Annotated in this window: 29 protein-coding genes; 15 read left to right on the top strand and 14 right to left on the bottom strand. The window is 58.1% G+C overall.

Annotation, left to right across the window (positions count from 1 at the left end):
• Window position 1 precedes the first annotated feature (1 nt).
• On the top strand, window positions 2-850 hold the full coding sequence (locus LA304_RS02205) for a mechanosensitive ion channel family protein (protein WP_224501494.1): 849 nt from the start codon (window positions 2-4) through the stop codon (window positions 848-850).
• Between the two features lie 36 nt (window positions 851-886).
• Here LA304_RS02205 and LA304_RS02200 read toward each other — a convergent pair whose 3' ends face one another.
• Window positions 887-1384 (bottom strand): peroxiredoxin, encoded by a 498-nt coding sequence (locus LA304_RS02200; protein ID WP_224501493.1) that lies wholly within the window; start codon window positions 1382-1384, stop codon window positions 887-889.
• A gap of 88 nt (window positions 1385-1472) precedes the next feature.
• On the opposite strand from LA304_RS02200, the gene LA304_RS02195 reads away from it, so the two are divergent.
• Genes LA304_RS02195 through LA304_RS02185 form a run of 3 tightly spaced genes read left to right on the top strand, consistent with a single transcriptional unit; the run spans window position 1473 to window position 3891 of the window.
• Complete coding sequence (locus LA304_RS02195) at window positions 1473-2678, top strand: NAD(P)/FAD-dependent oxidoreductase (RefSeq protein WP_224501492.1); 1206 nt, start codon at window positions 1473-1475, stop codon at window positions 2676-2678.
• Window positions 2678-3238, top strand: a complete 561-nt coding sequence (gene rsmD / locus LA304_RS02190; RefSeq protein ID WP_224501491.1) for a 16S rRNA (guanine(966)-N(2))-methyltransferase RsmD — start codon at window positions 2678-2680, stop codon at window positions 3236-3238. Before LA304_RS02195 ends, rsmD begins: the two co-directional genes overlap by 1 nt.
• Window positions 3235-3891 (top strand): HAD family hydrolase, encoded by a 657-nt coding sequence (locus LA304_RS02185; RefSeq protein WP_224501490.1) that lies wholly within the window; start codon window positions 3235-3237, stop codon window positions 3889-3891. Before rsmD ends, LA304_RS02185 begins: the two co-directional genes overlap by 4 nt.
• Window positions 3892-3950: 59 nt before the next feature.
• On the opposite strand, the gene map is transcribed toward LA304_RS02185, so the two are convergent.
• Both map and sfsA read right to left on the bottom strand, forming a co-directional pair.
• On the bottom strand, window positions 3951-4766 hold the full coding sequence (gene map, locus LA304_RS02180; protein ID WP_224501489.1) for a type I methionyl aminopeptidase: 816 nt from the start codon (window positions 4764-4766) through the stop codon (window positions 3951-3953).
• Window positions 4767-4836: 70 nt separating this feature from the next.
• Window positions 4837-5529, bottom strand: coding sequence for a DNA/RNA nuclease SfsA (gene sfsA, locus LA304_RS02175; RefSeq protein ID WP_224501488.1), 693 nt, complete (start codon window positions 5527-5529; stop codon window positions 4837-4839).
• 48 nt (window positions 5530-5577) lie between these two features.
• Here sfsA and LA304_RS02170 point away from each other — a divergent pair, with 48 nt between their 5' ends.
• The 3 genes from LA304_RS02170 (at window position 5578) to LA304_RS17875 (ending at window position 7956) form a co-directional block, all read left to right on the top strand.
• Complete coding sequence (locus LA304_RS02170; RefSeq protein ID WP_224501487.1) at window positions 5578-6321, top strand: competence/damage-inducible protein A; 744 nt, start codon at window positions 5578-5580, stop codon at window positions 6319-6321.
• Window positions 6308-7039 carry a GNAT family N-acetyltransferase gene (locus LA304_RS02165; protein WP_224501486.1) on the top strand — a complete coding sequence of 244 codons (732 nt, stop codon included), beginning with the start codon at window positions 6308-6310 and terminating at the stop codon, window positions 7037-7039. The genes LA304_RS02170 and LA304_RS02165 overlap by 14 nt, the downstream gene beginning before the upstream one ends.
• 155 nt (window positions 7040-7194) lie before the next feature.
• Window positions 7195-7956 carry an OmpA family protein gene (locus LA304_RS17875; protein ID WP_224501485.1) on the top strand — a complete coding sequence of 254 codons (762 nt, stop codon included), beginning with the start codon at window positions 7195-7197 and terminating at the stop codon, window positions 7954-7956.
• A 33-nt stretch (window positions 7957-7989) separates the two neighbouring features.
• Here the strand turns inward: LA304_RS17875 and LA304_RS02155 are convergent, their stop codons facing one another.
• From LA304_RS02155 to LA304_RS02135, 5 genes are all read right to left on the bottom strand, one after another.
• Complete coding sequence (locus tag LA304_RS02155; protein ID WP_224501484.1) at window positions 7990-8895, bottom strand: LysR family transcriptional regulator; 906 nt, start codon at window positions 8893-8895, stop codon at window positions 7990-7992.
• Window positions 8896-9089: 194 nt separating this feature from the next.
• On the bottom strand, window positions 9090-11108 hold the full coding sequence (locus LA304_RS02150) for an NADPH-dependent 2,4-dienoyl-CoA reductase (RefSeq protein WP_224501483.1): 2019 nt from the start codon (window positions 11106-11108) through the stop codon (window positions 9090-9092).
• Between the two features lie 80 nt (window positions 11109-11188).
• Window positions 11189-11572: a hypothetical protein gene (locus LA304_RS02145; protein ID WP_224501482.1), complete on the bottom strand. Its 384-nt coding sequence runs from the start codon at window positions 11570-11572 to the stop codon at window positions 11189-11191.
• A gap of 13 nt (window positions 11573-11585) precedes the next feature.
• Window positions 11586-12359 (bottom strand): DUF6478 family protein, encoded by a 774-nt coding sequence (locus LA304_RS02140; protein ID WP_224501481.1) that lies wholly within the window; start codon window positions 12357-12359, stop codon window positions 11586-11588.
• 116 nt (window positions 12360-12475) lie between these two features.
• Window positions 12476-13084, bottom strand: coding sequence for a hypothetical protein (locus LA304_RS02135; RefSeq protein WP_224501480.1), 609 nt, complete (start codon window positions 13082-13084; stop codon window positions 12476-12478).
• A 205-nt stretch (window positions 13085-13289) separates the two neighbouring features.
• On the opposite strand from LA304_RS02135, the gene LA304_RS02130 reads away from it, so the two are divergent.
• The 4 genes from LA304_RS02130 (at window position 13290) to LA304_RS02115 (ending at window position 17581) form a co-directional block, all read left to right on the top strand.
• On the top strand, window positions 13290-14195 hold the full coding sequence (locus LA304_RS02130) for a CPBP family intramembrane glutamic endopeptidase (protein WP_224501479.1): 906 nt from the start codon (window positions 13290-13292) through the stop codon (window positions 14193-14195).
• A gap of 63 nt (window positions 14196-14258) precedes the next feature.
• A complete protein-coding gene (gene accD, locus LA304_RS02125) occupies window positions 14259-15191 on the top strand; it encodes an acetyl-CoA carboxylase, carboxyltransferase subunit beta (RefSeq protein ID WP_224501478.1) in 933 nt (310 codons plus the stop codon).
• Entirely contained in the window at window positions 15188-16462 is a 1275-nt protein-coding gene (locus LA304_RS02120) for a bifunctional folylpolyglutamate synthase/dihydrofolate synthase (protein ID WP_224501477.1), read from the top strand. The genes accD and LA304_RS02120 overlap by 4 nt, the downstream gene beginning before the upstream one ends.
• 90 nt (window positions 16463-16552) lie before the next feature.
• Window positions 16553-17581 carry an LLM class flavin-dependent oxidoreductase gene (locus tag LA304_RS02115; protein WP_224501476.1) on the top strand — a complete coding sequence of 343 codons (1029 nt, stop codon included), beginning with the start codon at window positions 16553-16555 and terminating at the stop codon, window positions 17579-17581.
• A gap of 10 nt (window positions 17582-17591) precedes the next feature.
• On the opposite strand, the gene zapE is transcribed toward LA304_RS02115, so the two are convergent.
• Window positions 17592-18671: a cell division protein ZapE gene (gene zapE, locus LA304_RS02110; RefSeq protein WP_224501475.1), complete on the bottom strand. Its 1080-nt coding sequence runs from the start codon at window positions 18669-18671 to the stop codon at window positions 17592-17594.
• A 111-nt stretch (window positions 18672-18782) separates the two neighbouring features.
• Between zapE and LA304_RS02105 the strand changes: the two genes are divergently transcribed.
• Window positions 18783-20036, top strand: a complete 1254-nt coding sequence (locus LA304_RS02105; protein WP_224501474.1) for an MFS transporter — start codon at window positions 18783-18785, stop codon at window positions 20034-20036.
• On the opposite strand, the gene LA304_RS02100 is transcribed toward LA304_RS02105, so the two are convergent.
• The 3 genes from LA304_RS02100 to mbfA are packed head-to-tail and all read right to left on the bottom strand — an operon-like array spanning window position 20033 to window position 22118.
• Window positions 20033-20653: an HAD family hydrolase gene (locus tag LA304_RS02100; RefSeq protein WP_224501473.1), complete on the bottom strand. Its 621-nt coding sequence runs from the start codon at window positions 20651-20653 to the stop codon at window positions 20033-20035. The genes LA304_RS02105 and LA304_RS02100 overlap by 4 nt on opposite strands.
• Complete coding sequence (locus tag LA304_RS02095; protein ID WP_224501472.1) at window positions 20650-21108, bottom strand: YaiI/YqxD family protein; 459 nt, start codon at window positions 21106-21108, stop codon at window positions 20650-20652. Before LA304_RS02095 ends, LA304_RS02100 begins: the two co-directional genes overlap by 4 nt.
• 32 nt (window positions 21109-21140) lie before the next feature.
• Window positions 21141-22118 carry an iron exporter MbfA gene (mbfA, locus tag LA304_RS02090; protein ID WP_224501471.1) on the bottom strand — a complete coding sequence of 326 codons (978 nt, stop codon included), beginning with the start codon at window positions 22116-22118 and terminating at the stop codon, window positions 21141-21143.
• 256 nt (window positions 22119-22374) lie between these two features.
• Here mbfA and LA304_RS02085 point away from each other — a divergent pair, with 256 nt between their 5' ends.
• From LA304_RS02085 to LA304_RS02075, 3 genes are all read left to right on the top strand, one after another.
• A complete protein-coding gene (locus LA304_RS02085; RefSeq protein WP_224501470.1) occupies window positions 22375-22998 on the top strand; it encodes a TetR/AcrR family transcriptional regulator in 624 nt (207 codons plus the stop codon).
• Window positions 22995-23276 (top strand): I78 family peptidase inhibitor, encoded by a 282-nt coding sequence (locus LA304_RS02080; protein WP_224501469.1) that lies wholly within the window; start codon window positions 22995-22997, stop codon window positions 23274-23276. Before LA304_RS02085 ends, LA304_RS02080 begins: the two co-directional genes overlap by 4 nt.
• Window positions 23277-23544: 268 nt before the next feature.
• Window positions 23545-23904 carry a DUF2794 domain-containing protein gene (locus LA304_RS02075; protein WP_224501468.1) on the top strand — a complete coding sequence of 120 codons (360 nt, stop codon included), beginning with the start codon at window positions 23545-23547 and terminating at the stop codon, window positions 23902-23904.
• Window positions 23905-23909: 5 nt separating this feature from the next.
• Here LA304_RS02075 and LA304_RS02070 read toward each other — a convergent pair whose 3' ends face one another.
• Complete coding sequence (locus LA304_RS02070) at window positions 23910-24722, bottom strand: C40 family peptidase (protein ID WP_224501467.1); 813 nt, start codon at window positions 24720-24722, stop codon at window positions 23910-23912.
• Window positions 24719-26101, bottom strand: a complete 1383-nt coding sequence (locus tag LA304_RS02065) for a leucyl aminopeptidase family protein (RefSeq protein ID WP_224501466.1) — start codon at window positions 26099-26101, stop codon at window positions 24719-24721. The genes LA304_RS02070 and LA304_RS02065 overlap by 4 nt, the downstream gene beginning before the upstream one ends.
• Window positions 26102-26186: the final 85 nt, after the last annotated feature.

The following is a 26186-nucleotide window of genomic DNA, read 5'->3' as shown; positions in this document are numbered from 1 at the left end:
CATGATTGAACAGCTTCTGAATTACGAAATTTATAACGGGAATACGGTCGGAGACTATCTCTCATTGGAATTCTTGGCGGGTATCGCGGGCTCGATCCTCGGCGCACTTGTTCTCCTCATCATCGGTTTTTTCCTCGCTGGCTTCTTTAGCCGCCGAATTCGCGCGATCAGCAATAAATACCAGCAGCTCGACAACACGCTGTTCAACTTCCTTGCCAATATCGTGCGATACGCGGTTATCGCATTCACCTTCCTCATCGTCTTGAACACCTTCGGCATCCAGACAACTTCGATTGTTGCAGTTATCGGTGCCGCCGGTCTCGCTATCGGCTTGGCTCTGCAAGGCACCCTGTCGAACGTTGCAGCAGGTGTGATGATCATTTTCTTCCGCCCGTTCAAGAATGGCGATTTTGTTGAAGTGGCTGGAAAAATGGGGACCGTCAAAGACATCTCCCTGAACTTCACGGAGCTGGCCGACCTCTCCAACGTGCAGGTCATTGTTCCGAACTCTCAGGTTTGGGGCAACATCATCACCAACTACTCCACGAACCAGACACGCCGCGCAGAGTGGAGCTTTGGTGTGGGCTATGGGGCAAACCTGAAAACGGCGGAAGAGGTCATTCGCAAGACCATCCTTTCCGACCCGCGCGCACTTTCCGAGCCGGCTCCATTCATTCAGGTGAACAACCTCGGCGATTTCTCTGTCGACTTTCTGGTCCGCGTTTGGGTTGCCGCACCGGACTTTTTCCAGTTTCAGGCCGACATGAAGCGTCAGGTCAAAGAAGCGCTTGATGAGGCTGGGGTGGATATTCCGTTCCCGACCCGCACACTCATCAATTCCGCAGAGTAAATGGTAACGCCCGGAGACATCTCCGGGCGTTTTTATTTAGAGCGCTTTGATTGCTTCGAGTAGAGATTCCCCAGAAGACACCGTGCACTGCCCACCGTCTTCTTCTAGGTGGAACACCTTCACCACTCCGTCTTCCGCATAGAGCGCGAAGCGGGACGAGCGGTTGATTAGGCCAATCGGCGGGGCAGTAAAGTCAAGACCAAGCGCTTTGATAAATTTGCACTCCGCGTCGCCAAGCATCCGGATACCGACCTTGTCCGCGCCGGAGTCCTTTGCCCATGCGTTCAGAACGAACGGATCGTTGACGGCGACGCAAACGACCTCGTCGATCCCCGCTTCGTCAAATTGCGCCTTGGTCCGGATGAAGCTCGGCAGGTGAGCCGTGCTGCACGGGCCGGTGAAGGCACCAGGCAGGCCAAAGAGCGCGACTTTGCGACCTTTCAATACGGCCTCAAGTTCGACCGGAGCAGGTCCGTCATCGGTCATTTCCAATACGGTCCCTAGCGGCAAGCTATCGCCGACGGATATTGTCATTGTGATCCTCCACTGTGCGTTTCTGTGCGTTGTGTTTCTATACTCCGACGATATAGGCTCGGGGCGGTTTTCGACCAGAGGAATGCGCATGAGCCACTTTATCGTTATCGGCGCCGGACAAGCCGGCCAGAGCATCGTCACAACCCTTCGCGGACAGGGATTTGAAGGCGAGATCACTTTGATCGGCGAGGAAAGCGTGCCCCCGTATCAGCGCCCGCCTCTCTCAAAGGCTTACTTGCTTGGCGATATGACCCTCGATCGGTTGTTCTTGCGTCCGGAAAGCTACTACGCCGAGGCCGACATCGCGCTGCGCATAGGTGCCAAAGTCACAGGCATCGACACGGCTGCCAAAACCGTCTCCATTGGCGATGAAATACTCTCTTATGACAAACTCGCCCTCACCACAGGCTCCGCACCGCGCCTATTGCCCGCCTCAATTGGCGGCGCGTTGGGCGGCGTTTACACGATGCGCACGCTTGCAGATGCCGACGCAATTGCGCCGGAGTTTAAAGAAGGCGCCTCTGTGCTCATCGTCGGCGGTGGATATATCGGACTTGAGGCCGCTGCGGTTGCCGCAAAGAAGGGCCTGAAGGTCACGCTCGTCGAGATGTCCGACCGCATTCTACAGCGCGTCGCCTCCGTTGAGACCTCTGACTATTTCCGCGCACTGCATCTGTCCCATGGCGTTGATCTGCGTGAAGGCATTGGGCTCGTGAAGCTAAACGGTGATACGCGCGTCAAGAGCGCGGAACTCACCGATGGTAGCACGTTGGACGTGGATTTCGTCATCGTTGGAGTTGGCATTACGCCTGCCACAGAACTCGCCGAAATGGCGGGTCTCACGATTGAAAACGGCATTAAAACAGATGCATACGCCTGCACCTCCGATCCGGACGTTTACTCCGCAGGGGATTGCGCCTCCTTCCCGCACGCGGGACGACAAGTGCGTCTCGAGTCCGTTGGCAACGCGATTGATCAGGCAGAGGTCGCCGCAAAGAACATGCTCGGCCAAGGTGTCACCTACACCCCAAAACCGTGGTTCTGGTCCGATCAATACGACGTCAAACTCCAGATTGCGGGCCTCTCGACGGGACATGATAATGTGGTCGTCCGCGAAGGCGAAGGCACGCATTCGCACTGGTATTACAAAGACGGCCAACTCATCGCGATTGACGCCATGAATGATCCGCGGGGCTACATGGTCGCGAAACGCCTGATCGAGAGTGGCAAGACTGCAGACCCCGAGAAAGTAGCCGATCCGGCAACCGACCTCAAAGCGTTGATGCGCGGCTGATGCGGATCATTGCCGGAGAGTTTCGCGGCTTGGCCCTTGCGTCCATCGGGAAGGGCGATGTCGGCGCACATCTGCGCCCGACGACGGACCGTGTCCGTGAGAGCCTCTTCTCTGTTCTGACCGCTGGCAAATATGGCGATGCCGTTGAGGACGCCCGTGTGCTCGATCTTTTCGCGGGCACGGGAGCGCTCGGGTTGGAGGCCCTCTCTCGCGGCGCGGAATACGTGACCTTTGTCGATGACGGGCGCAAGGCGCAGAGCCTCATCTCAGAGAACATCGCCAAATGTCGCGCAGAGGGTCGCACCCACCTGATGCGGACCGATGCGACGCGGCTGCCACCCAATCCGGACGCGCCTTATGACCTGATCTTCCTCGATCCACCCTATGCGAAAGGTCTCGGGGAAAAGGCGATTGCAGCGGCGATTGAGGGCAACTGGCTCACCCCGCGCGCGCTCGTTGTCTGGGAAGATAGCGCGCCAATCACGCCGCCAGATGCGCTTGTGCTTTTGGACACGCGGAAATATGGCGACACAAAAATCAACTTTCTGGAGCCGAAATGACAATTCAGGCTGTAATTTTCGACTGTGACGGCGTGATTGTCGACAGCGAACCGCCGTTGCTGGAGTTCCTAATTGAGGACTTCGCGCGCTTCGGCCTCAACATCTCCATGCATGAGTTGGAGACGAAATATGTCGGCGGCACAATGAAGCTCGTGGGGGAACGCGCCCGCGCCGCCGGTGCCGCGCTTCCCGACGATTGGGATGTCGAAGTGTATCCGCGCGTCTTCGACATGCTCCGCTCGGGTGTGCCTCTCATTCCCGGCATCGAGGCCGCGTTTGACGCGCTGGATGCTGCCTCCATCCCCTATGCCGTGGGATCGAATGGTCCGATGGAGAAAATGGACGTGACACTCGGTGCACATCCGGCCGTTTTTGACCGCCTCAAGGGACGCATTCATTCGGCGCACACTCACGGCACGGCGAAACCGGAACCGGGCCTATTTCTGATCGCTGCGGAGCAGTTGGGCGTCGCGCCGGAGTTCTGTGCAGTGATCGATGATAGCCCGTCCGGCTGTATCGCGGCGCGTCGTGCGGGGATGCGGTGTTTCGGCTTTGATCCGCACGGCGATGGTCAGCGCCTGATCAATGAGGGCGCGGAGCATCTTGCGGATATGCATGAGTTACCTGCGAGGCTCGGTTTGGGTTCGCGCTGAAAACATAAAAAGCCGCCTGAGTAGGGCGGCTTTTTCTATTCCGAGTTCAAAGAGCGCTGTCAGACTTTGTAAGTCGGGTGAAACAGGCCACCCGGGGACAACGTGAATATCTCGCACCCGTCTGCGGTCACACCGATGGAGTGTTCGAACTGCGCGGACAGGGATTTGTCCCGCGTCACAGCCGTCCAGTCGTCCGAGAGAACCTTTGTCTCAGGCCGTCCAATGTTCACCATCGGCTCAATCGTGAAGAACATGCCTTCCTCAAGAACCGGACCGGACCCTTTGCGACCGTAGTGCAGGACATTTGGCGGGGAGTGGAACACGCGTCCGAGACCGTGCCCGCAGAAATCGCGCACAACAGACATCCGCTGGCTTTCCACATAGGTTTGAATCGCGTGGCCGATGTCACCGAACGTATTGCCAGGCTTCACCGCTTCGATCCCGAGCATCAGAGAGTCGTGCGTCACTTGGATCAGGCGCTCCGCTTTGCGCGGCAGTTTGCCTGCGACATACATGCGGGACGTATCGCCGAACCAGCCATCGAGGATCACGGTGACGTCGATGTTGAGAATGTCGCCATCTTTGAGCTTTTTGTCACCTGGAATGCCGTGGCAAACCACGTGGTTCACCGAAATACAGGAGGCGTGTTTGTAGCCCTTGTAGCCGATCGTCGCGGAGGTCGTCCCGAGTTCGGTGACGCGCCGCTCGATGAACGCGTCGAGTTCGCCGGTCGTCGCGCCGGGCACAACCAATTCGGCAACTTCGTCGAGGATCTGCGCAGCCACTTTGCCTGCTGCGTGCATTCCTGCGAAATCGGCCTCCTCGTGGATCCGAATTCCGTCTCTCGTAATGCGGCCGCGATGCGTATCGTCCAAGGCTTTCACTCCATTCACTTTCGGGGTCCATATAAGGCCTTACAGCCAAAAGGACCAGTGGGGCATGCACCTACACTGCGCAGATGGGCTTTGCGTCAAAGGCAATCCCTTGCGGGGTGATGGACACAGGGTAGACCATAACCTCAACGCCTGCCTCGCGCGCGGCCTTTTCCGCCTGTGCGTAGACAGGATCAATGTCGGCTGCCGGCGCGAAACGGTCACAGTCATCCCGCGAGACGAGATAGAGCATCACGGCCCGATCTCCGTCTTCAATGCGCGCGGACAATTCGCCGAGATGTTTGGCGCCCCGCGCCGTTTTGGAGTCCGGAAACTCCGCCAGCCCAGACTCGCGCGAGAGCGTCACGGACTTCACCTCGACCCAGATGTTCCGACCGCCCTGAACCACCAGAAAATCCGCCCGAGAATTGTTCCCGTATTTCACCTCGGAGCGAACATCCCCATCCAAGCCAGGAACATGGCCCGCGAGCAATGCCTCTTTGACAACCCTGTTCGCAATGCCGGTATCAACAACGACCATCGCGTGAGGCAATTCCACAAGGCGAAGGCCGAATTTCAGCTTCTTTTTTGGGTCATCGTTCGGCTCGACCCAAACCCGGGTGCCTTCCTCCGCCAGCCCGAGCATGGAGCCGGGATTGGGGCAATGCGCCGTCACCTCCCGCCCGTCTTCGAGACGAATGTCAGCGAGAAAGCGTTTATAACGCCGAATGAGGGTCGCGGCGAGCAGTTCAGTTTGAAAGCGCATGCACCGAGGACTATACCGATGGGTAGAAGCGCTCAAGGAGCATCAGCCATGCCAAACACAGACAATCCCACCGCCGCCATCCTCATCATCGGGGACGAGATCCTGTCCGGTCGCACCCGCGACGCGAACATGCACCATCTCGCCGGAGAACTGACACGGGTCGGGATTGATCTGAAAGAAGCCCGCATGATCGCCGATGATGCGACAGAGATCGTCGCCACAGTGAAAGAGTTGTCTGTCAAATACACGCATCTCTTCACGTCTGGCGGCATCGGGCCGACCCATGACGACATTACCGCCGACTGCATTGCGGAGGCGTTCGGGGTGTCGATCGGGGTGCGTGACGATGCAAAGGCCCTGCTCGCCGCCCATTACGAAGGGCGCGGCGTAGAATTCAATGAACCGCGGATGCGCATGGCCCGAATTCCTGACGGTGCGACCCTGATTGAGAACCCGATCTCGATTGCCCCCGGTTTTTCCATAGAAAACGTGCATGTTATGGCGGGCGTTCCGAACATCTTCAGCGCGATGGTCGCAGGCCTCTTGCCGCAACTGACCGGCGGCAAGCCGTTGCTCTCGCAGACCTATCGCATTGATCGTCCGGAAAGCACGGTGGCGGGGCCGCTCGGCGATTTGGCAGAGCGCTATCCGGACCTATCGATGGGCTCTTACCCGTTTACTCGCGATGGCGCGTTCGGCACGAACATCGTCATCCGGGGGCAAGACGGCGCCCAAATCGAGGCTGCTCTTCTGGAGCTCGCGGCGATTTTCCCGGCCAATGAAACCGCCTGACCGCGCCGAAATTTATCAAGCATTCGAAGCGACATGGCCTGCCGCGCGGCTCACCACGATCGGCCCGTTCAAATATCGCGATGGTGCAGGCGGAGGGAGTCGCGTGTCCTCCGCAACTCTCGACGGTGAGCTTGCGCAGGACGCGCTTGAAAGTATTGAAGCGCGTTTCGTGCAAGACGACAGACCTGCGCTCTTTCAGGTGCGCAGTGGTGAAGAAAGCTTTGACGCGCTTCTGGCGACAAAAGGCTATCGCCGGTTCGACCCGGTCGCCTGTCTTTGCGCCCCCGCGGATGTTTTTGCGACGTCGAATCGAGAAGACGGCTATCCCTCTTGGCCCCCCCTCGCGATCCAGAAGGAGATTTGGGCCGCCGGTGGTGTCGGGGACGAACGGCTCGCGGTGATGGATCGTGTGAGCGTTCCGAAGACCACTTTACTCGGCCGCCTGCATGAAGCTCCGGCAGGCACAGCCTTTCTTGCGCAGCATGGTGAGATTGCGGCACTGCATGCGCTGGAGATCGCCGAGCCCTTCCGACGCGCCGGCTTGGCGCGCGCGATGATGGCGATGGCGGCGGATTGGGCGCGCGCACACGGGGCAAAATATCTCGCTCTACAGGTCACGCGTTCCAACAGCCCTGCCCTGTCTCTTTATTCCGCGCTTGGCATGAACGAAGTCGCTCAGTACCACTATAGAACAAAAGCTCTTTCGGAGATCGCATGAGCCGCCTTCTAACGATCCTCGCCTTTATCTGCGCCAGCACGCCACTGCTTGCGTTGGATCTGCCAGCGTCTGCGGTGCAGAGCGGCGCGCGATCTATCGAAGGCGTTTCCCAATCCTTCCCCACCCGCGCATTCAGTCCCGAGGGAACCCAATCGGTGACCGCCAAAGGCGCTTTGAACCACGTGGCCTACCGCGTTGTGGGAACTTCACGCACCACGTTTCAGCTGATTGAACCGCTCTGGGCACAATTGGAAGCAGATGGTTTCAACATTCTGTTCACGTGCGCTGATACAAGCTGCGGAGGCTTTGACTTCCGCTATCTGCTTCCTGTCCTCCCCGAACCAGCGATGCACGTCGATCTTGGAAATTTCGAGTATCTGCTCGCTGAGGGAGATGACAGCACGCTCAAAATGATTTTGACAAGTAGGTCGCCAAGCGCGGGCTTCATTCAGATAACGACGCTCACGCCCGTCAACACGCCTATGGACAACGAGAGAGTCGTGCCTGAGCAAAGCACGTCCACCATTCAAACCGGAGGGTACAGCGTCATTGAGAGGCTGGAGAGCAGAGGGCACGTTGTCCTCGATGATTTGCTTTTCGCGACCGGATCCTCCCGACTGGATGAAGAGAGATTTGTGTCACTAGGAGTTCTCGCTGAATATCTCGCCGTGCATCCCGAGAGGCAGATCATTCTCGTTGGCCACACGGATGCGATCGGGAGCCTTGCGGACAATCAAAACCTCTCTCGCGCACGTGCTGAGGCCGTGCGGGAAAATCTCATTCAAAAATACGGGGTAACTCCCGCTCAACTGAGCGCCGAGGGGATTGGGTTTCTCGCCCCGCTCGCTTCCAACGCGACTGATGAGGGGCGCAAGAAAAACAGAAGGGTCGAAGCGGTTCTCGCCTCGACCCCTTAACCAAATTCCTTCACGTCTCGCGACCCGAAGAAATCACCACTTATCCGGCCCCTTTTCCGCGAACGAGTCCACGAGAAAATCAATGAAAGCGCGCACCTTGGGCTGGGTAAACCGGCCCGGTGGATAGACTGCGTAAATGCCCTGCGTCTCAGGCGGCAGATCGGGAATTGCCTCTTCGATCAGTCCCTGCTCCATCGCATCCGCGTAAAGAAAAGACGGCAGATACGCGATCCCTAGACCCGAGATGCACGCGTTAAGCAGCGACTGACCGTCGTTCACCGTCAGCCACCCGGCTGTGCGCACCTGACGCTTTTCCCCTGAAGGGGCCGTCAGCTTCCAAACAGCACCATTTGACTGATTGGAGTAGTGCAGGAGTTTATGCTCGTTCAGGTCGTCAATCTTCTGCGGGCGCCCGAATTTCTGAAAGTAGGACGGAGATCCGACCATGCGCTTCGTCGTTTCCGTCAGCTTTCGGGCCCGAAGGGAACTGTCCTCAAGCTCACCGATCCGCACGGCCATGTCGAAGCCTTCAGAGATGAGCTCCACATAGCGATTGTTCAGAACCATGTTCACCTGAATATCCGGGAACTCAGACAGGAATTCCCCGAGGATTGGCGACAGGTGATTGACGCCGAAATCCGTAGCGACTGAAATACGCAAGAGACCAGACGGAGCGCTCTGCATTGAGGTCACGAGTGCATCTGCCTCGCCCGCGTCATTCAAAACTCGGCGCGCACGATCATAGTAAGCAAGACCAATTTCCGTTGGAGACACCCGTCGCGTCGTCCGGTTCAGCAGACGCGCGCCCAAACGCGCCTCAAGCGCGGAAACATGCTTGGACACTGCGGATTTCGAGATCCCCATCTTCTTCGCTGCATCCGTGAAACCACCTTGGTCCACAACCGTGGCGAAGGCCTCCATTTCGGTCAGTCGATCCATCAATAATTACCCACATTCGCGCTTCTTATGGGTCATTTATCTCCGAAAATTCAGGCAAGAATGGGGAGGTCGGGGGACAATAGCATGATCCCAAACGTGATCGTTTGGCCTATGGAAACATAAAAAATCCAGTCTCTCCGTTGAATTCGGACAAAATCATGTCCTGAACGCGGTCTATGTGTTGCAAAGGTGGCCTAAATGGTCGCCGCGACCCGTGCACCCTGATCAATCGCCCGTTTTGCGTCCAGTTCAGCAGCCACATCGGCACCACCGATGATCTGATAAGGTGTGCCTTGGACCTGCAAAGCGTCTGCGAGACTGCGTTCCGACAGCTGCCCTGCGCACATAACAATCGTATCTGCAGGGAGCAGCACTTCTTTTTCGGCTTTGGTAATACGGAGTCCCTCCGGCGTGATTTCATCGTAGGTCACACCCCCCATCATTTTCACGCCCTTCATTGCAAGCGCGGTTCGGTGGATCCATCCTGTCGTTTTGCCTAGACGTTTGCCCGGCTTCTCTGCCTTCCGCTGCAAAAGCGTCACTGACCGGGCTGGGGGCTCGGGGTGAGGGCCGTTGGGCGACAGACCGCCACGATCCTGTATCGGATCGGTGATCCCCCATTCCTCCTTCCACGCGGAGACATCGAGCGTGGGGCTGGCTTCTGTGACCAGATATTCGGAGATATCAAAGCCGATCCCGCCTGCCCCGATCACAACAACCCGCGGGCCTGCGATTTCTTTTCGGTTGAGAATATCGATGTAGGACACCACATGCGGGTGCGTGTCCTGTCCCCGAATGACCGGATCGCGCGGGACCACGCCGGTCGCGATGATAACTTCATCGAAGTCGGCCAGCATCTCTGCCGTGACGTTGACTCCGAGTCGGAGATCGACATCGTGAATGCCGATCTGGGTCTTGAACCAGTCCACCAAACCAAAGAATTCTTCTTTGCCCGGCACCTGCTTGGCCATGTTCAACTGCCCGCCAATCATGTCGGACTTGTCATAGAGCGTGACCTGATGCCCCCGTTGCTGCGCGACAATCGCGGCCATCGCACCAGCCGGGCCTGCCCCGACCACAGCGACACGCTTTGGCGACGTCGTGTCAACGTATGTTAGGTCCGTTTCGTGGCAAGCCTGCGGGTTGACCAAGCAAGACGTCAGCTTGCCTGAGAAGGTATGATCGAGACAGGCCTGATTGCAGGCGATGCAAGGCGCGATACGGTCTGCCTGCCCAGCCTGGGCCTTTGCTACGAAATCCGGGTCAGCAAGGAACGGACGCGCCATCGACACCATATCGGCACAGCCATCAGCCAGAACATCCTCCGCGACCTGCGGGTGGTTGATGCGGTTCGAGGTGATAACAGGGATCGAGACCTCGCCCATCATACGCTTTGTCACATCCACAAACGCCGCACGCGGCACCGAGGTCGCAATCGTCGGCACCCGAGCCTCGTGCCAGCCTATCCCCGTGTTTAGAATCGTCGCTCCGGCGGCTTCGATTTCTTTCGCGAGTTGAACGACCTCTTCCCACGTGGAGCCGTTCGGGATCAGGTCGATCATCGAGATGCGATAGATGATGACAAACTCGTCGCCCACCACAGCACGGACCCGCTTGACCACCTCAATGGGGAACCGCATCCGGTTTTCATAGCTCCCGCCCCAGCGGTCCTCGCGCCGGTTGGTGTGGGTGACGAGAAATTGGTTAATGAGATACCCCTCGGACCCCATAATCTCGACACCATCATACCCAGCGGCTTTCGCGCGCTCTGCCGCGGTCGCATAGTCCGCAATCTGTTTTTCAATGCCGTCCTCATCCAGAGCGGTGGGCTTGAACGGGGAAATCGGCGACTTAATGGCAGACGGAGCAACGCAATTCGGTCCGTAGGCGTAGCGCCCCGCGTTTAGAATTTGCATCGCGATGAGGCCACCTTCCGCGTGAACACGGTCTGTGACCCTGCGATGATTGGCAATATCCTCGTCTGTGTAGAGCCCCGCCGCCCCCGGAAACACCCCGCCCTCCGGATTGGGTGCCATGCCTCCGGTCACGATGAGCCCCACACCGCCACGAGCCCGCCTCGCATAAAACTCGGCGACAGCGGCCCAGTCTCCGCGCTCTTCGAGGCCCGTGTGCATCGACCCCATAAGGGTGCGATTGCGCAAGGTGACGAACCCGAGATCAAGCGGAGCCAGAAGATGAGGGTAGTTAGTCATAAAAATGTGCCTCCCGTTTGCGCGTCAAAATGCGCGCCCTGAAGGCCAAATGTCACCCGAAACGCAGCGTCAATCCGAGATCAATTTGCGCCAGTTTCGAGACAGTGACGGCGAAACGCCCGTTTGAGCAAATCAAGTTCATCCCGCAGGAGGTCGATTTCGGCCCTTAGGTCCTCTGCGAGCGCATCTCCAGCCATAATGCTCAGAGAGCTAAGGCGCGCGCCGCTCTTACGATCGGAAAACAGAAAGGTTTGGACACCGTCGTGAATGCTGTCGCTCGGCACGTCGAAGCGGAACAACCAAACATGGGGACGATCCGGGTCCTGGTTGAGTGAATGCCCTTCGACGGTTTCCCCGAAACAGGTCACATCAATTTCCGGCGCAGACGTTGCGCCATGCACGTGAAGCTCTCCTTCCCACACACCGGCATGCAATCGCGTCTTGATCAGCTTCACATCTTCCATCACGCGTCTCCGATCATAGCTCTGCCCGCAGGCGCCGCGACAACGTCGCATCCCGCAGGATAATCTGGTTCATTCCGGGGTCCTCGAAAATCAAATCGACCCAGAGCTTTTCAGTCCGTTTTTCATTCAAGTTAGAATAGGCCAGATCGAATTCGACCGCACCCTCGGCACCATCCACAGACATTTCGCGAACAATTTGTTCGAGGTTCGGACCGTGTTGAACGTTGAGCCGCGCAAAAACCTTGAGAGGTCTTTCCACATCCACCGAGTAGTCCAGCCGGACAAGGTGGCGCTTTGTGAGGCCCGTAAAAGATTCTGGCGGCATTTCGACTGACAGCGACAGAAAACTCCCGTCGAAACGGAAGATTTCAAGCCGCAGCCCAAAAGGCGCGAGGTCGCCTTCGGATCGGTTGCGAATTTGCCGGAATGTCAGTTCAGAGACTTCACAATCATGAAAAAACGTCGCCTCGGACCCGATCATGGTCTTCTTCGGCATCGCAGAGGCGCCTTTTTCAGGCAGCGGGCCACGCCAAAGCTCCGGACGATAGGCCCATTCCGTGTAAAGCGGTAGCTGCATCGCGTTCGACCCCATCAAAGGCAACGCTAAACGCCCATCCGCAACATAGAGAAAACGGTCGAGTTCCCAGCGAAGCACACGCGCCTGACCACGCAAGCGCCGCAACGCTGGCAAAGCCATGCGTTCCGCACTGTTTGCACGGCGTGCCCAGCGCGACGTCGCCAACTGATTGAAACGATGGCCAAGATATCGTCTGAGGCGAGTGCGCATCAGCGGGAAAACCCTTTTCTTCTTTCCGAACCGAAAAACCTTCTACAGCTGTTTCATCTCAACAATCGGCCAAAAAATCCAGAACGAGTTTTCCTTTTCTCTTCTGTTTTGCGCCTTTAGAGCGCTGCCGCTGGATTTCTCGCCTTCAGGTCGGAAATCACATCGTTCAAAAGGCGTTTTGCAGATGCATCCCCCATGGGCGTGTCTGCGAAGGGGGTAACTGTCACAGTTGCCAATCGCCCTTCCAGTTCAAAGAACCCACGCCAATAGGTGTCATCCAGACCCTCTTGGGTGGCTGCAGAGCGATCAACTGCGTGGAGAATAACTGCATCGTCTTTCACAGAGCTTTCCAGCACCGTCACGGTCTCCGCACGCCCCGAACGTGAGAGCGCCGCACGACCGGCAACGGTCGAAAAGACACGGGAGAGCTCATCCGCCTCAAAAACCGCCGTTTGATCAAGCGGATCTGACAGTGAGAGCGTTATGACAGCTGTTCGTCCCTTGAGCCGCGGATTATGCTGTCCATTCAACCCCGAACAATGCCCCATCAAGACAAAGCCGCTCCGAAGCGAGGCCGGGTCTACGCAAAACCCGCCCGGAGCCATAACATCAACAACTCCGCCTCCTAAAGACGCAGTTTTAATGCCGCCCGCTTCATTCGGCAGAGCCATCTGGCACGCGCTGAGAACAGCGCTGATCACGAATAGCGTGGATAGCCGCTTCATTTGTGTCCCTCCGGTACCGATTGGCGCTCTCACCTCGCAGTTGAGGCCTAAACGTGCGATCCGCCACGGTGGCGGGGGCATACAGGTGTTCCCGCTCTGTCTGCAAGCAAAGGACCAGCCGGATCGGCGGTTTCTCGCGCTTTCCGACAGTCGGCCCGCGTGATACGCAAAGGGCGAAACCATCTTCTACGAGGAAACGCACAGGTTGGCCGAACGAGTGCAGAACACACATCCCTATGCTCCGATCATCGCGTCTGCGATGCGTCGGCCTGAACTCTGGCGCGTTGGTGTCTCACTTTTGGTCGCATTGGGAATCGGCGCCCTTTTGACACCGCTGTTTTTTATTATTGTCGCTCAAATCGCCCCGAACCTGAATCCTTTGCAGTTTGGCCCGCGCGGCATCGCGATCGGCACCACACCGGGCGGTTTGTTCACTCTACTCGCGAGTTTCTTTCTCCTGCTGTTCGGGACCGTGCTGATGGCGCGCCGCCTGCACGATCGCAATCTGCGGGAATTGACAGGCGACAGTCGGGTCATGCGCGCACAGTTTCTCACCACTCTGAAATGGGTCGCCGCATTTACTTTTTTGAGCCTCCTTCTACCCTGGGAGGCCGAAGTTGATATGGTTCGGAACCTGTCGCTGCCTCTTTGGCTCATGTGGCTCCCGATCGCCCTTTTGGCGCTCCTGATCCAAGTTTTGGCCGAAGAACTCTTTTTTCGCGGTTACTTACAGAGCCAAATCGCGGCAAGTACCGGATCATATAGCCTCGGGCTGGTTGCCTCTTCCGTGCTATTCGGCCTCGCTCACCTGGACGGCGCCGCAGAGGGAATGGCAGGCCTCTTTCCGGTCCTCTGGGCAATGGGATTCGGCCTTCTTTCGGGCGATTTGACCATGCGTTCCGGGACAATAGGCCCCGCAATTGCACTTCATCTCGTCAACAACGCCTCCGCCATTCTCTTGGCTGCGCAATTGGATCGCATGTCGGGATTTGCGCTCTATGTGCAGACGTCTGACCCCTCGGCACTCTACTCTGACCCACTGGTTATCATCATGCAGTCGCTTCTTCTCTTCGTGAGTTGGCTCGTAGCGCGTCTTGCGATCAGGCGTTGATTGCAATTTCCGATCACTCCCCTTATCTGGAAGCGAAGTAACGTCACGTCCAAAGGTCCGCGCATGAACTGGATTTCCAACTACGTCCGTCCGAAGATCAACTCGCTCTTTTCCAAGCGCGATACGCCGGACAATTTGTGGACGAAATGCCCGGAGTGCGGCACCATGTTGTTCCACCGCGAATTGGCGGACAACCAGAACGTCTGCACCAACTGCGACCACCATATGCACATCACACCGCGTGAGCGTTTCTCCGCGTTGTTTGATGGCGGCATCTTTGTCGAGGTCGCAGTCCCGGAACCCATCGAAGACCCGCTGAAATTCCGCGATCAGAAGAAATATCCGGATCGCATGAAATCCGCACAGAAGAACACCGGCGAAAAAGAAGCCATGCTCGTGGCTGAAGGCGAGATCTCTCGCACTCCCGTCGTTTGTGCGGCACAGGACTTCTCCTTCATGGGCGGTTCCATGGGGATGTATGTCGGCAACGCTTTCATCGCGGGTGTTGAGCGTGCGATTGCGCTGAAACGCCCCTTCATCATGTTCTCCGCAGCCGGTGGCGCCCGTATGCAGGAGGGCATCCTGTCCTTGATGCAGATGCCGCGCACGACCGTCGCCATTGAGATGCTAAAAGAAGCAGGTCTTCCCTATATCGTGGTGCTCACCCACCCGACGACAGGTGGCGTGACTGCCTCCTACGCGATGCTGGGCGATGTGCAGATCTCCGAGCCGAACGCGCTCATCTGTTTTGCAGGTCCGCGCGTGATCGAGCAAACGATCCGCGAGAAGCTCCCAGAGGGCTTCCAGCGTGCTGAATACCTGCTTGATCACGGGATGCTCGACCGCGTCACTCACCGGAACAAGCTCAAGGAAGAGCTTGCGACGATTCTCCGTATGCTTGGCGGATTGCCTCCTGTGGTCGCAGGCGATCTGCCTCCGCCATCCGCTGAAGAGGCGCCTAAAGCCCTCGAGAAGCCCGAAGGCGACGCAAAGTGACGCCCCAAACGTCCGACGTCATCCTCGACCGGCTGATGTCACTGCACCCGAAGATCATTGATCTTGTCCTGGATCGTGTCTGGCGCCTTCTTGACGCGTTGGATCATCCGGAGCGAAAACTGCCGCCTGTGATCCATATCGCCGGAACAAACGGCAAAGGCTCGACCCAGGCGATGATCCGCGCAGGTCTCGAAGCCGGTGGCAAAACTGTGCATGCGTACACGTCGCCTCACCTCGCGCGCTTCCATGAACGTATCCGTCTCGCAGGAGAGCTGATCTCCGAAGCTGATCTGATGGAAGTTCTCGAAGAGTGCGAGCGCGCCAACGGCGGTGAACCGATCACCTACTTCGAGATCACGACGGTCGCGGGTCTCCTCGCGATGTCCCGCACGCCTGCGGATTACACGCTGCTGGAGGTTGGCCTCGGCGGACGCCTCGATGCGACCAACGTCATCGAAGATCCCGCTTTGACCATCATCACGCCGATCTCGGTGGACCACACGCAATTCCTCGGCGAAACGCTACGTGAGATTGCGTCTGAGAAAGCCGGCATCATCAAGCGTGGCGTCCCCTGCATTGTTGGCCCACAGCCGGACGAAGCCCTCGAAGTTATCGAAGCAACCGCAGCACGTCTTGGTGCGCCGCTCATGGTCTATGGACAGCACTGGCATGTCTGGGAAGAACGCGGCCGCCTGATCTATCAGGACGAGAACGGACTTCGTGATCTTCCTCTGCCCACGCTGCTCGGTCATCACCAAGTTCTGAACGCAGGCGCGGCCATTGCAGCCTTGCGTCAGCTTGGATTCGACGACGTGTCTTTTGAGGCTGCGCTCACCGATGCCTATTGGCCCGCCCGGATGCAACGCCTGAAAACCGGTCCGCTGATCGAAGCGGCGCCGAAGGCAGAACTCTGGCTCGACGGTGGCCACAACCCCGCCGCAGGTGATGCGCTGGCAGAGGCTCTCGACCGCCTGCCGAAGCGCCCGACTTACATGGTCTGCGGCATGCTCGGCACGAAAGACGTCGGCGGTTACCTCCAGCCGCTCGCACGTCACACCGAACGCCTCATCGCAGTGTCTATCCCGGATGCCCCCGCAACGCTTTCTTCTGACGAGACAGCTACAATAGCGCGCGCAGAAGGGTTTGACGCGACCGAAGCAGACAGTGTCATGGCGGCTGTGAAATCCATTGTGGAGCACACGCCGGACGCCCGCATCCTGATCTGTGGCTCACTCTACCTTGCAGGAAACATCCTTCAGACCAACGGCTGATGGCGTTTCCTGAACAGAGTCTGTGCGCGCGCGCGTCTTTGATATGGATGTCTGCGCGCGTATCTCTGTCCGTAACACAGGAGATACCACATGACTTTGGAATTCGGCGTAGACACGTTTGGCGACGTCACATGGGACGAGAATGGGAATGATCTGCCGCACGGTCAGGTCATCCGAAACGTCATCGCTGAGGGCGTCCTGTCCGACAAAGTCGGTCTGGATGTCTTCGGCCTCGGCGAACACCACCGCCCCGACTTCGCGGTCTCCGCGATTGAGCCGGTGCTCGCAGCAATTGCGGCGCAGACCTCACGCATCAAACTCACCTCGGCCGTGACAGTGCTGTCTTCCGACGATCCGATCCGCGTCTTCCAACGCTTCTCGACGATTCAGGCAATCTCGAACGGTCGTGCGGAAATTACGCTCGGGCGCGGTTCCTTTACTGAATCCTTCCCGCTGTTCGGTTTTGACCTGTCCGATTACGAAATGCTCTTCGAAGAGAAATTCGATCTCTTCAAGCGCCTTGCGACCGAAGAAAAGGTAAGCTGGCAAGGCCGTCACCGCACCGCCCTGAAGCAGCAGGTCGTCTATCCGCGTCCAGAAAAGCCCATTCCGGTCTGGATTGGGGTCGGCGGCACGCCGGAGTCCGTGGTCCGCGCAGCGACGAACGACATTTCGATGGCACTCGCCATCATTGGCGGCAATCCGGCCCGCTTCAAACCCTATGCAGACCTCTATCGGGATGTCCGGAAAAAGATGGGCGCCCCGATGCTCCCGCTTGGCGCGCACTCTCCGGGACACATCGCCAAAACTGATAAGGAAGCGCGCGATCGGTATTTTGAAGGCTACCGGATCATGCATGCACGTATCGGCCGCACCCGTGGCTGGCCCCCGCTGACCCGCGACGCCTTCGATCATGAGGTGGAACAGGGCGCGCTCTACGTCGGTTCGCCGGACACCGTGGCGCAAAAAATCGCGGCAACCGTGTCCGTGCTCGGGCTTGATCGGTTTGACCTGAAATACTCCGCAGGTCCTGTGAGCCATGATGCCATCATGGACACGATCAAGCTCTTCGGTGAGGAAGTCGCTCCGCGCGTTCGGGAAATTCTGGCGATAGGCTAAGCGATTAGCCTTACGCCTCTTCGCCCCAATCCTTGTCTTGCATTTCGCGCAGACGTGAAGCGGTGCGTTCAAACTCGAACGCGCCGGCGCCCTCGATATAGAGGCGCTCCGGCTCGTCAACGGCGGTGCAAACGGTGCGCACCTTCGCCTCATAGAGCGCGTCGATGAGCGTCACAAAACGCTTCGCTTCATTAAAGTTCCCGCGCGTCAGGCGTGGGATATCTTCAAGGATGAGCAATTTCACAGCGTCGGCAATCACGAGATAGTCGCCCGGCCCGAACATCTGCCCGCACAGATCCCAGAAGGTCGCGCGCGCGATCCCGTTATGGAAACGGGGCAAAACCACGTCACGACCTTTGACCTTGAGCGTCAGGCTCTCTGTGGCATTTCCCGTAAGATCGCCCCAAATATCATTGATTGTCGCACGCACATCTGCGGTAACAGGATGAAAATAGACCGGCGTTCCGGTCAAACGCCCTTGCCGATAATCAACCGGTGAATGCAGGTGGTGAACGTCGAGGCGTTCCTTGATCAATTCAATAAATGGCAGGAAAAGCTGCCGGTTCAGACCGTCCTTATAGAGATCGTCCGGCACGCGGTTTGACGTGGTGACAATCGCAACGCCCTTCGCGAACAGACCTTCGAACAAACGCCCGACGATCATCGCATCGGCGATGTCCGTGATCTGCATTTCATCAAAGCACAAAAGCCTGATTTCGCTGGCGATACCTTCGACAACAGGGGCGATTGCATCAGAGACGCCGGATTTCCGCGCCGCCTCGATGCCTGCCTGCACCTCTTGCATGAAGGCGTGGAAATGGACGCGGCGGGCGGGAACGGGCGAATGTTCATAGAACAGGTCCATCAACATGGATTTACCACGGCCGACGCCACCCCAGAGATATAGGCCACGAACAGGTTCAGGCTTTTTCCTGCCCCCGATGAGGGACAAAAGCCCCTTCTTTGCTGGCATCTGTGCGAGATCGGCGCGAACACGCTCCAGCAATGGCAATACGGCCACCTGCGCCGGGTCCGGACGCAAGGTTCCCTCAGCCACGCGGGCATCGTAAATTTCCATCAGAGTCGTCATGGGATGTGCTTACCTGCCGCAGTTGCATAAGGAAAGATGATGTAGGCCATCTCCATCATTCAATTGACGCACGACGCTGTTTTCGGGGATGTTTGGCGAAAGGAGACACTTATGTCCGACACGCGCACGCCCCTCATCACCCCGGTTCTCATCGCGGGCTGTATCGTCATTCTCGTAAGCTTTGCGATCCGTGCGTCGTTCGGCGTGTTTCAGATCCCGATTGCGGAAGAATTCAATTGGCCGCGTGCCGAATTCTCGCTCGCCATTGCGATCCAGAACCTGTTTTGGGGGATTGGCCAGCCAATTTTCGGCGCGATCGCGGAGCGCATCGGGGATCGCAAAGCGATTATCATTGGCGCTTTTACATACGCAGCGGGCCTCGTACTTTCGTCCTTCGCCGTCTCCCCCGTCGCACACCAGTTCTATGAAACGCTGGTCGGGTTCGGGGTCGCTGGCACCGGATTTGGCGTGATCCTCGCCGTTGTCGGGCGCGCGTCTTCGGATGAGAACCGCTCCATGTCGCTCGCGATTGCCACTGCAGCAGGATCCGCCGGTCAGGTCTTTGGCGCGCCGATGGCAGAATGGATGCTGAGTTTCATGTCCTGGCAGACCGTCTTTATCGTCTTCGCGGCTGCCGTCCTCGCGACGCTCCTGACACTTCCGATGATGCGGAGCCCAGAAGCCGCGAGCAAAGCGGAGCTTGAAGAAAGCTTTGGCTCCATTCTCGGCAAAGCCTTTCGCGATCCGTCCTATGCACTGATCTTCCTCGGCTTTTTCTCATGCGGCTATCAGCTCGCCTTTATCACCGCGCATTTTCCCGCGCTCGTGACGGAAATGTGCGGCGCGATTGATCCGACGGGCACTTTGGCAAGCCTCGGGGTTACCTCGACTTCGGCCCTAGGCGCCGTCTCGATCTCACTGATTGGCCTCGCCAACATTGGCGGCACGCTTCTCGCGGGGTATCTTGGCAAGCGGTACTCAAAAAAATACCTTCTGTCAGGTATTTACCTCGGCCGAACCATTGCAGCCGCGATCTTCATCGCCCTTCCGATCACACCGACGTCCGTGCTCATCTTCTCGGTGTCCATGGGCGCGCTCTGGCTCGCGACTGTGCCGCTGACCTCCGGCTTGGTCGCACACATCTATGGCCTGCGCTATATGGGTACGCTCTATGGGATCGTCTTTTTCTCCCACCAGCTCGGCGCGTTCCTTGGCGTGTGGCTCGGCGGTCGTCTCTATGACCTCTACGGCGACTATACACTGGTCTGGTGGATCGGTGTCGGCGTCGGGGCGTTCTCTGCAATCGTGCATTTGCCCGTGAAGGAAATTCCCCTCGGCAAACGCGTCGAGAAAGCGCTCGCTTAAGCCGCCTCTTCCGCGCTCAAAAGACCTTCGGCGACCAAACGGTTCGCCCAGCCTTCGGGACCTTCAAACACGTGCGTTTGCCAGCCCCGTGACTGCGCCATCGCGACATTTTCGTGTCGATCATCAGTGAAAAGCAGGTTCTCGGGAGAAATTTTGCAGTCCGCTTCCAGCATCTCGTAAATCAGGGAATGCGGCTTCACGCAGCCCATGTGGCCGGAAATGTAGCGGCGGTCGAACTCGGTCAGGAATGGATATTGGGTCTCGGCAAAGGCGAAGCTCTCAATCCCGAAATTTGACAGGGCAAAGACAGGAACCCCACGTGACCGGAGCGCGCGCAGGAGACGGACAGAGTGCGGGATTTCGGGCGTCGCCATTTTGATCCAGTCGAAATACCACATCCGGATTTCCTCGCGGAACTCGGGATAGCTGTCTGCCGCACCCAGAACCGTCTCACGGAAACTGTGCCCCTGATCCACAAGGTCATTCATCTGATGCAGATCGACGGCATCAAACATCTCTTTGCGGCGAGCTTCACCGATCACGGCGTCATAATGGCGCTCTGGCTGCCATTCGATCAATACGTTTCCGATGTCGAAAATTACGGCTTCTACGGTCATTGACTGTCTCTTTTGGCCGCCTGCACGGCCCGCTCCAATGCATCGAGAAAGCGGGAACGATCCGCTTTCGAGAAAGGTCTACCCCCGCCTTGGCGGAAAGGGTCCGCCGCGCGCAGATCATACATCAGGTCCCGCGTCGCGAGTGCGTTGCCGATGTTTGAAGGCGTGAAGGCCTCGCCATCGTGCTTTAGCGTTCGTGCACCGGCCTCCACGGCCTTTGCCGCCAACGGAATATCGCCCGTCACGACCACATCGCCACGACCGGCACGTTCAGCAATCCACATGTCCGCGACATCGGGTCCATCCGGCACGAATATCATTTCAACATAAGGATTTTGTGACGGCCGGAGCCCCCCGTTGCAGACGAATAGACACTGGATTTTGTGCCGCGTCGCGACCTTTTCGGCCTCGGCTTTCACCGGACAGGCGTCTGCATCAACATATATTCTGGTCACGAAACCGGTCTTCTCTCAGGGCTGCGACGGGTTTACCCGCCGCCGATCAACACCCCAGCAGCGAACACCAAGGCGCCCCCGAACACAACCTGAAAGGCCGCGCGCATGAAGGGCGTGTTCATGTATTTCTTCTGAATCCACGCGATGGCCCAGAGCTCCACGAAGACGACAACCATCGCAATGATCGTAGCCGTCCAGAAATGCGGGATCAGGTAGGGCAAGGCATGGCCCAACCCGCCAACGGTCGTCATGACACCGGAAGCTACGCCACGCTTGACCGGAGACCCCCGTCCCGACAACTCCCCGTCGTCCGACGCAGCCTCCGTAAAGCCCATGGAAATACCTGCCCCGACAGACGCCGCCAGACCAACGAGAAACGTCGTATGCGTGTTCTGTGTCGCAAAGGCCGTCGCAAAGATCGGCGCGAGTGTGGAGACCGACCCATCCATGAGACCGGCAAGACCCGGCTGAACCCATGTCAGCACAAATTGACGATGTGCGGACTGATCTTCCTCTGAGCGCGTATCCTCATCGAGGTGCTTGGCCTCCAGATCACCTGCCATTTTGTCGTGGCCTGCCTCTGCCGCCGCGAGACGACCGAGCAGGGCGCGCGTATCTGCATCCTGCGTGCGTTCAGCGGCCTTGCGATAGAACCGCTCCGCGCCTTGCTCCATCGCCTGCGCCTCCTCACGGATACGTTCGAGGCCGAGATTTTCAATGAGCCAAACTGGGTTACGCGCGTAGTAGCCGGAAACATGTTCACGACGGATGAGCGGGATAACATCACCGAACCGCTTTTGGTGCAGTTTGATCAGCGCTTCACGATGCCCGTCTTCCTCCACCGCCATCTCGTCAAAGACCCGCGCGCTGCTCGGAAATTCTTCCCGCAAATACCCCGCATACTGGCGATAAATTCGCGCATCGTCCTCTTCTGAGGAGATCGCCAGAGCCAATACTTCTTGCTCTGAAAGATCAGAAAACCGTTTGCGCGAGGTGAAGCCGGGGAACATCATAAGGCCTTTCAATTTAGAATGGTTCTAAAATATGCAGAACCAACTTTGGCGACAACTGTTAAATCGTCGCAGTGAGATAGCAACCGTTTACGCACACTTGCACATCTAAACTATTCAGTTTAGATTCTGCGTGCCGCTCTGTCGTGCGGCACCTTCGACACATCCCTGTCGAACACTGGGGCGGGCCGTCGTGCCTGCCTTTTTCTTTTCAGCCCTTGATCATCATTCTAAGACTCGACAGATCGGAGGAACCATGACGCAGACCAAACCAGCTATCAAAAAAGGTCGAAAATTCGATCAGGTTCTTGAAGGCGCGCGCACGGTATTTCTCCGCGACGGGTTTGAGGGCGCGTCCGTCGACGATATCGCGCGGGCGGCGCAGGTCTCGAAAGCGACCCTCTACAGCTACTTTCCGGACAAGCGCGTTCTCTTCATAGAAATCGCAACGCAAGAGAGCCGGCGGCAAGCTGACTCCTTTCAGGAACGGATGGATGAGAGTCTGCCAGCCGAAGTCGTGCTCCCTTCTGCCGGACGCAGGATACTCGACTTCGTGCTCTCGGACTTCGGCCGTGCCGTCTATCGCATTGCCATTGCAGAGAGCGAACGATTTCCCGAACTCGGGGAAAAGTTCTACGCCAGCGGTCCGGGCTTGGTAAAAGCCCGCCTCTCCCAATATCTCGCCACCTGCGTCGCACGGGGAGAACTCAGCATTCCGGATACGGAGCTTGCGGCAGAACAGTTCGCTGACCTGTGCAAAGTGCGCAACCCTCTGCTCTTTGCGCTCGGCCTCATCACCGAAACATCTGAAAAAGAGCGCAGCCACATCGTCGATAGTGCCGTCGAAATGTTTATCGCCCGCTACGGAGTTCGAAAATGAAGAGATTTCATCTGATCGCTTCGACTTTTCTCGGCCTCGCAGCCTGTCAAGGAGAAGCCGAGACAGCCCCCGCCGCGGAAACTTCGGAGGTGTCCTGCGGAGTCGACGTCATTGCGCCGCTCATCGGCGAGCCAGTGGCAGCGCTTGAGGGGATTGAGCTCCCGACCCCACATAGGATCATCCGTCCCGGAATGGCCGTCACGATGGACCATAATCCCGCGCGGCTGAACATTCTCCTGAACGAGGCTGGAGACATTCTCGGTGCGAGCTGCGGTTAGAATTTTAGGATCGGGCCGTCCTCCCTACTTCCTTGGCGAAAATGGCAAGGAGAGCGGGATCCCCGGCGCCGCGAACAAGGTGGGGGCTGTTAACCGCGACACCGGGTAAAGCGTTCTCGCTCTGGACACACGTCTTGGAGTTCGAAACCGGCCAAATGAGGGGGCCAAAGAGAAAATGCGGGGATTTATTTGTGGCAAAAGTGTGGCAAAGCTCAACCTGTGTTTGTGACACCTTGATTTGTGACGTGATTGGCTCCACCTTTAATTCATGAACGCACAGCCCCCTACCCCATTTCCGGGCCCTACGCCGCATTCCGCGTCTCAACCAGACAAGGTTGCGTTCGATCGCCATGAGCTCGGCACGATCTTGGGCCTTTATGGACGCATGGTTGCCGCCGGAGAGTGGCGCGACTATGGGATGTCTTTCCTGAGAGATGTCGCCGTCTTCTCCGTGTTTCGCCGGACGGCGGAGCACCCGATCTATCGCATTGAAAAGCGCCCGAAACTCCGCGGAAAACAGGGCATGTATGCCGTGATCGGTATGGACGGGCAAATCCTGAAACGCGGCTCCGATTTACGGATGGTGCTCCGCATTCTCGAGCGCAAGCTCATTCGCCCAATCGACTAGAAACCTTAGAGCCTCTTATGCGCGGTGAGCCGACCGTCGCCCTGCGCCTCGATCCGCGCGATGGCCTTTTCAATCGGCTCATACGCGACAGCCATATGGTGCGCGTTTGCGTGGATCAGAACATCTGAATCGACGCAAAGCGCGATGTGCCCTCTCCAGAACAATAGATCGCCTCTCTGATACCCGCCTTCCGCCGGTGCGCCGAGCGACATCTGAAGATCGCTGTCTCCGGGGCAATCAATCGCACAGGTCAAGAGAGCAGCCTGCACCAACCCCGAGCAATCGATCCCGAAGGCCGAGTTCCCGCCCCACAAATAGGGCGCCCCGAAAAGCATCTGTGCGATGGTCACAGGATCGGAAAAGGGACGTTCAATCAAACGAACATGCGCCTTGGGCACGTAGTATCCGCCCTCAACCTCGAGAAACTTCTTTCGCTCTGCCACGACGCGCAAGCGCGACCCGAAGGATAGGGATGTTACCGCCTCAGCCTTAAAATCATCGACGGGATAGAGATGCGTCGCCCGTGCAGACACGAGGTGCGTCGGCGCGAGATACGGGTCGAGGTCCGATTCTTCAACGTACCCAACATAGCCGTCCCGCTTTGCCACACCGAACGCCCATCCGTCACGCAATTCCAGGACGTCGAATTGCTCTCCCCAAAGGAGCTGGCGATCCCGCGGACCATCTGGTGACGCACGGAGATCAGCAACGGGAAGCGATACGCGAAACGGCGTCGGCGTAAGTTCGATCTGACCCGCTGTCGCAAAACCTGCGAGCGCTACACGGGCATTTGCTGGCGTCAATCGACGGTCAGTCATAGTTTCAACAGATCTGGAAGAGCCGCAAGGATCGCGCGCGCGCCCTGCCCTACACCGCCCTTCGTGCGCGCAGGTGCCGCGGCGCGGTTCCAGCCGTAGATATCGAAGTGCATGTAGCGCGGGGTCTCGGTCACAAAGCGGCGCAAGAAGAGCGCTGCCGTAATCGCCCCCGCCATACCGCCCGCAGGCGCATTGTCGAGATCAGCCACCCCCGGTTCGATCATCGACTCATAGGGTTCCCAATACGGCAACTGCCAGAGCGGATCGGCCACAGACCGGCTGGCATCAGAAATGGCTGCGGCATCTTCCTGCACGGTCGAGAAGAACGGCGCGAGATCAGCGCCAACTGCAACGCGGGCCGCACCCGTAAGTGTGGCCATAGAAATCAGCAGGTCCGGCGGCGTTTCATCGGCGAGCGCCAATGCATCGGCGAGGACAAGGCGACCTTCGGCGTCTGTATTGTTGATTTCAACCGTGAGGCCCTTCCGCGAAGGCAAAATATCCTGCGGACGGAATGCAGCGCCACCAACAGCATTCTCGACAGCGGGGACAAGAACACGCAACTGCAGCGGCAGGTTCAGCGCCATGATCATCATGGCGAGCCCGAGCACCGTCGCAGCCCCGCCCATATCCTTTTTCATGAGCCCCATAGACGCACCCGGCTTGATGTTCAGGCCGCCTGTGTCGAAACAGACGCCTTTCCCGACGAGCGTCAGCCGAGGACCTTCCTGCCCCCACCGCATGTCAATCAAACGCGGCGCACGTGGCGACGCCCGCCCAACGGCATGGATCATCGGGAAATTGGCCGAAATAAGATCAGCGCCGACGGTGACATCGATCTCGGCCCCGAAAGACTGAGCGAGGTCGCGTGCAGCGGCCTCCAACTCTGCAGGTCCCATATCATTGGCAGGCGTGTTGATAAGATCGCGCGTCAGAGCCTCGCCTGCGGCAATTGCCTCCAGACGCGCGGCATCGATACCTTCTGGCGCCACAAGTTCCGCCTCGGGAGCCGATGCTTTTGCATAGGCATCAAACACATATCCGGCAAGCAACCACCCGAGGAGCTGTTCGTCTAGCGCCTCACCAGATAGCTCCGACACGAGATGATAAAGCCCTTTGGGAAGCTTCACACGGATACCGCCAAGTGCAAACCGTCCGCGCGCCCGCGCTTTTTCATCTCCGAGCCCCGCGATTGCACCGGCAATACCGCCATCGCCCGGAAGCACGCATACGGCACCAGCACCTGCCGTAAACCCTTGAGAGCGCACCCAAGCGGCCTGTGCGGGTGGCAGCCCTTCCAAACAAGCCTCAAGCGTGTCAGGCGTGACGAGAAACAACGGAACAGAATTCTCTGCGACCGAGGCAAAAGAGAGCGACATAGTGGAAACCTTTCGTGGCGTGCGGGGTCAGACTATCGCATCCCCTGCCGCCTGCAAGCCAGTTCACGCACCCGCCCCATCACGG

This window comes from Celeribacter litoreus, assembly GCF_020165855.1.
Lineage (GTDB): Bacteria > Pseudomonadota > Alphaproteobacteria > Rhodobacterales > Rhodobacteraceae > Celeribacter > Celeribacter litoreus.
The sequence above is the reverse complement of the archived record's forward strand: the minus strand, read 5'-3'. Positions and strand labels throughout refer to the sequence as shown.